Here is a 6,128-nt window from a genome sequence, read left to right on the forward strand (position 1 = left end):
AAGACCAATAGTGCATAAAACACAACGAGTTAATGGCTTCTCATCCTCTGTATTCCGGCAGCACACTAGTATTCCAGCACTACACTGACATTGTCCTGATAGGTGCCAACGGTTCTTTGCGTTTGTTGTGCATTGATCATCGCTTTATAAGGGATCTGTTGAGCTGAGCCTGTCGCGGTATCTGATCTTTTGTTGGTTATATTCCAGGGAATCGACCCCGAGCCCTGATACAGTTGATACTGTAAATAGTCGGTAGGGGGTGCCGGTATAACACTCCCTGGGAGCAATTTCATTTGGGGCCAAGGGGCAGAGAAATTATCGCCATTTGTTATGTAGGTAGTGAAGGTGGCGTTCTTGGTACAGGTAGCGGTGATAAATTGATTTACAGGAATAAATTGTGACATTAACGCGTAGCTACCAAAATCGACATTGGGCGCGGCGTTTATGACACAATCGTTGTTGACCACCAATGTGACAGTGACTGTTGATGATGCCGTTCCTTTGAATGTGCCACCGATACAGACGCCAATAACGGCAGAGCATAAATCATAATTCCAGTTCAAAGAGATAGTATCGGTATAAGTGCCAGCACTGATATTGATGTTAATGGCATTATTACTGCCAGTACGGATATAGATAGGTAAATTGGCTTTTATTTTCCCCAGCACGATGGTGAGTAAATTGCTGTTAGCATAGTTAATATTCCCCCCGACTATAATGGGATTGTTGTAGCCTGGGTCAGAATAGATTGAATAAGGAATTAAGTCGCCGGCGGCATTCTTAAGATTAAGATTATTAGCAGTGCTGGTGATGGTGCTGTTCAATACGGGGGTGGATAATACGCTCAGCGCTGTTCCATCACAGCCAAGTGCCGTTATACCACTGGCACTTTCGGGGAGGGTATTGACATTAAACGATGAATTTTGCGGCAGTTTTACTTCTGCGGCAGCAAAAGTGCACGCAGTGGCACTGCTGACAGACAATAACCACAGTACAGACAGAACTAACCAGTAAGGTAGCCTGTATGGCCGAGGTAGCTTGCTGGCAATTCGCGTCGTGAGCGATATCATTAGCTGCTCCTTAAATAAAGTTGTCGATAGCCAGGTACGGCAATTATTGGCATATGGCTGTACCAGCATCTTGTATCCCTTTAGTATTTTTCAATTGGAATTGGCTGTAGCAGCGGGTGCCATTATCAGCTCGCACGATGGTGAGTTTATTCAATTGGGTGGCTTGCTCAATATAAGCCATACCATCCCAACCGACATAACCGCTAGGTGTGTCGCCCGTGGTATATATCGCGCTGCCTTTCGGTAAGTCTTGACCGGATTTATCGGTAAGTCTGATATTTGCGGCGGTAATCTGTGTTATGGGAAAATCAATTAAATAGCCACTGCGTTCGCTGATCGCTAAATTTCGCTCTACTGTTGGCAATATGACATCGGCAGGTAAATTCATGGGATCAATCTGGAATTTGGCCTGATAATATGAAGAAACTGTCGGAATCAAGATATATCCGTTGTTGTTCGTAGTACCAATCAGTTGATTTTCGTAACTGACCGGAATATTGCTAAAACCATTGGTTGATACCAAGGCAAATGCATCGTTAATCATATTACTGGCATAAACGCCGCCATTCATCATAACCAGCAGCCACTCATTTCACCCCAACTATTATAGTTATCACTATTGCCATAAACACCGGCGCGACTTTCCATTATCCGAGTGCGCCAAATAATATCTGCTTGTTGGTAACTGCTATTTTCACTGTTGCCGTTGGCATAAGCGAGATTCCAACCCAGCCCGCCATTAGAAGGCGCTGCCCGGCTATAATTCACGCGTTGGGACCACTGGTTATCAACATCACGGCTGGTGCTGGCGCTGGCTGATCCCCATTCACCCAGCGGGATACTCCAGATCAGTTGTGCGTTGTAACCTTTGGTCCCCAACTCACGATTGAGGGAGAGGTAAATACTGGTATTACGGAATATTGAGGTGCTATAGCTGATATTGACCAACCGGGTTCGCTCACCGAGCGCATCCCTGACATCGAAATAACCAGATCCAAGTGTCCCTAAGTTTCCAAGGCTGATACTGCCGGTTATCTGGTCGGTACGTCGGCTCAGACGAAAGTCGCTTTTGTAATTAGCCAGATCGCCATAATTATCGCTGCGGCTAATGCGCTGAGCATTCAGATTAAAGTAGGAATTACTGTAGGTATAACCTAATGAACGCTGGTTACCGATACCACCACGGGTATTAATGGCAACCTGTGAGGTATTAATGGTTGAATTGTTGATATCAGTGGCTGGTTGACTGATGACATCACTAAATGCATCGGCAGAGGTATTACTCATACTGTAGGCACCATTCAGTACCCCAAATAGGCCCAGCCGAAATCCGGCTCCGCCACCTACCACATTCATGCCTTTGGCAGCATCCCCTCGGCCTTCTAGTGTCAACCAAGACGTTGTGCCATAACGAACCACGCCACTGGCGACAGGATCAGCATAATCAGCAGAACGGATGGCATAATTGCGGCGTAAAGCACCGGCTGACAGGCTAAAATCCCACATGCCGGGTTTTAGCAGTGAACTGGCAACATAAAATGGCACTGAGGTGCTGATTTGTCTACCGAGGGCATCGGTTGTAATAATAGTCGCTTGGCCAGCACCATTAATACGAGGGGCATTATCGATAACAAAAGGGCCGGGGTTAATATTGGCTGATTGTGTTCTGAAGTTATCAATATACAGTTCGACAGTGCTAGGTACCGCAGCTTGACCGGCAAATTGCGGCATCGGATAGGTAATAAGGTCGGGGCGAATAGCAAAATTACGCGCGATTTGAACACCACCCAGGCGCACCGCGCTACTCCAGGGCAAGGCTCCGGTGATCAGGTCACCTGCGGTATAACGTAGCAGGTTTTTTTCATCATTCCTCTGCCATTGGGTATCAAACCGAATATAGCCGTTATTATCCGTGTCGCCGTTATTACCTGAAAAGTTAGTACGATAAACGCCGGTATTACTGATCAAACCAAAACGGTCAAAAATACGTTGCTCGCTCCAGGCTGAGGCATTACCTGACTGTGGGTTACCACTGTTCTGGCTGACATAAAAATCATAATTTAATAAAAATCCTAGGCTACTTTGTGCAAGATTAAAATCATCAGTTGCGGCAGAGTTAATTTGCTGTTTCGGTAACCACTCGCTGGGAACATCAATCAATAACCGTTGGTTTTCTCCATCATATTTCACGGCCACCTTATCCATCTTATCAACCGCAACCTCTGCACTAGAGGGTAATCCGATGGTTTTTAACTGTGCTGGTGAAAGATAGTAATGTCCCCCGCGATAGATGACTGGCACAGCATCACCAAAGTTACGGTCATTGACCACTAACTCAAGATATAAGGTACTGTCGGGCATTGTTGCCATAGGTGGCGGCAGATTATCCCCCCAAACCTCCCAGGGGATGAGTGAAGGCAACAACACTGAGCCATACATCAATATTAATAATGGTGACAGCTTGAATCTGATAGTCATTCCCAACCCTAGGTTATTATTAAACACACCTTATCTGCTGTATGCGAACACCTTATTGGTGTGGGATGACTATGGGTTTGGTGCTGTTATTGATAATGGCGCTTAATTCTCCTGTTCTGGCTGTTGGGCTGAGCGGGAAACTCATTTTTGCACCGGCTAACACATAACCGAGTAAACCTTTATTAATGTCTTTCTCTTGCAGGGTCACCCGCGAAATCCGTGCATGAACAGCACTCTGATTAGAGATATTCAACCATTGTTTCTCGCCTTGTGAATGCACGCTATAACTGAGTTTCGTCGGCATAACACCGGGGGCTGGTGTGCTATCAGATGCCGCCAGCACACCACTGCCGTAAACAAACAAGGGAACGGAATAGCGCATTTGGAATTTCAGCCCTAACTGAGTGGCAGCGGGGGCGGTTTTATCGTTTGGGTCCTTATAAGGTATTTCATCAATTAATATGCGGTAGGCTTGTTCTTGCCCGGCGGGAACGGGGGCGTTTTTGACTAAACGAATCAGTTGACGCTTACCGGGTTGAATAGTTGCAACCGGTGGGCTGGCGATAATTCTTGATTGCGGGGTGTAATCGTCTTGGGTGTTGACCTGCTGCCAACCTAATACCCGAATCTGCATATAGATAGGCTGACTATCTTTATTTTCCAACCACAATGCAGTGGCTTTATCACTGTCTGAAATTATCGGGTCAATGGGCCAGATCAGAACGGAGGCCGCAGCATACAGTTGGCTACTGGTCAGTGTGGCCGAAAGCAATATTACCCGAGATAGTAGGTTAAATGGCGTCATAGTGAAATCTCCTGCGGCATCGTGCCAGTAATCAATAAGTAACTGTAACTAATAAAGTATCTGTGTAGACGCCAGCGCTAGGTTGCGTACTACTGGCAGACAGTTGTGCATATAAAATGACTTGTTGCAGGGTGCCATCGGTGGTCACTAAACGTGTCGATCCCCCATTGGCACCATCCCCCCAGATCTGGGTTCGGGCAGAGTTTTGATATATTTGATACAGCAAATATTCGCCCGTTGTGCTGTTGAGTAAGCGCCTGCCGGCAGAAATGTTACCTGAGGTATTGGCCCCGGAATTAAGTGCCAGTGTGACCGTGGGATTACCACTGCACTGGAGGACGATACTGCCTGAGTTGAGTCCAGATATTGCGTTAGTGGCGTTTGCCAATGAAGAGACGGTGCCGAAATCCAATGTGCCAAAGTTGCTGGTATCGGTGGCTCCGCCCCCAAGGCTACAGCCGGTTTGCACTATTGCATTGACAGTGAAACTTTTAGATACCGGTGAGGTGGCAGCATGGGCAACGGCGATGCTGAGTACGAAAATAAGTAGGGCGCGGGTGAGGTTATACTGAGATAAAGCATATTTCATTGTCAGCATCCTCCATAATATTTACCAATTCACCGTGACCTGAATGGTGTCGGTATAAGTCCCAACCGCCGGGGTCGGTTGGGCAAAAACCAGACCATAAACCGGAATGACCACCACTGATCCGGTAGCAATCTGGGAAATGCCAGTCAGGTTATCCCAAATTTTGCTATGTGCCGCATCGGTATACAGGTTGTAATTAACATGCTGGCCTGACGGGCCGCCGGCCAAATAACGGCTGGCAGTGCTACCACTCTGCCCACCACTGAGTAGCACATTAAAACTGGTCCCCTTACTGCATTGGACGGAAATGGCACCGTTATTTCCCTGACCGGCGACGGCAATCGGGGTGGTTAACGCAACCACGGTGCCGAAATTCAGGGTACCAAAACTGGTTGCGCCATTAACAATGGTGCCCGCAGTACAAGTGGGCAATAGCGTGGCACGGACGGTGATATTGGCATTTTTCGTTATAGCCCCAACGGGAAAAAGTGGCAGCAGTAATAAGCTGCAAGTGGCGGCCAGAGCAAACAAGCGGCCTGCCATTACCAGGTAACAGTGACGGTAACAGTATCGAGATAGGTGCCGACACTGGGGGTCGCTTGAACAGGGACGCGGGCATAAATAGTCAGTGGGATCGCGGTGGCCAACCCAGTGCCCGTTCCATCAACCGTGCCGGATACTGGCGTCGCATTCCATGGCTGGAGAAAACCGTTGTCTCTGTAAAGGTTATAATTGACGAATTCTGATGTTCCGCCAGCCAGTCGTCGTTGCCCTGAGTTGTCATGTAGCCCATTATCTATTGCGATGGAATAAGCGGTATTATTGCTGCAATGCAATTTAAGTGAATCGTTGGTGGTGCCACTGAATGTCACGCTAAGAGGTGCGGTTAGGTCGCTCACTGTACCGAAATTTACAGTGCCCAGATTACTTAAGTTGCCACTCCCGAGGCCATTATCGATGTAACAACCGGCGATGATGTTGAGTGTTGCGTTTAGTGTTCCACTGGCAGTACCTGCACCTTGCACTGGCGCTGTCTGTAGTACCATCACCGCACCTAAAATAAGTAAGATTTTCTTCATTATTGCTTCCTTAATCATCTAATTTGCAGCCAGGTAAGCGAGAACAGAGTTGCGCCAATAACGTAGCGAAACTAATGTTTATGTAACAAAACATTAAAAATTTAGAT

At 47.2% G+C, this 6,128-nt stretch carries 5 protein-coding genes and 1 pseudogene; all 6 read right to left on the minus strand.

Annotated elements, in window-relative coordinates:
* Window positions 1-65 precede the first annotated feature (65 nt).
* Window positions 66-1,070, minus strand: a complete 1,005-nt coding sequence (locus V2A85_RS21335) for a spore coat U domain-containing protein (RefSeq protein WP_372559182.1) — start codon at window positions 1,068-1,070, stop codon at window positions 66-68.
* A gap of 43 nt (window positions 1,071-1,113) precedes the next feature.
* A pseudogene (locus V2A85_RS21340) lies at window positions 1,114-3,548 on the minus strand (fimbria/pilus outer membrane usher protein).
* A gap of 52 nt (window positions 3,549-3,600) precedes the next feature.
* Window positions 3,601-4,353 carry a molecular chaperone gene (locus V2A85_RS21345; RefSeq protein ID WP_420072297.1) on the minus strand — a complete coding sequence of 251 codons (753 nt, stop codon included), beginning with the start codon at window positions 4,351-4,353 and terminating at the stop codon, window positions 3,601-3,603.
* A 31-nt stretch (window positions 4,354-4,384) separates the two neighbouring features.
* Window positions 4,385-4,942, minus strand: coding sequence for a spore coat U domain-containing protein (locus V2A85_RS21350; RefSeq protein ID WP_420072298.1), 558 nt, complete (start codon window positions 4,940-4,942; stop codon window positions 4,385-4,387).
* A gap of 21 nt (window positions 4,943-4,963) precedes the next feature.
* A complete protein-coding gene (locus V2A85_RS21355; protein WP_372559178.1) occupies window positions 4,964-5,485 on the minus strand; it encodes a spore coat U domain-containing protein in 522 nt (173 codons plus the stop codon).
* Entirely contained in the window at window positions 5,485-6,021 is a 537-nt protein-coding gene (locus V2A85_RS21360) for a spore coat U domain-containing protein (protein WP_372559177.1), read from the minus strand. The genes V2A85_RS21355 and V2A85_RS21360 overlap by 1 nt, the downstream gene beginning before the upstream one ends.
* Window positions 6,022-6,128: the final 107 nt, after the last annotated feature.

It is taken from the genome of Yersinia sp. 1252 StPb PI (assembly GCF_048593885.1).
Lineage (GTDB): Bacteria > Pseudomonadota > Gammaproteobacteria > Enterobacterales > Enterobacteriaceae > Yersinia > Yersinia enterocolitica_E.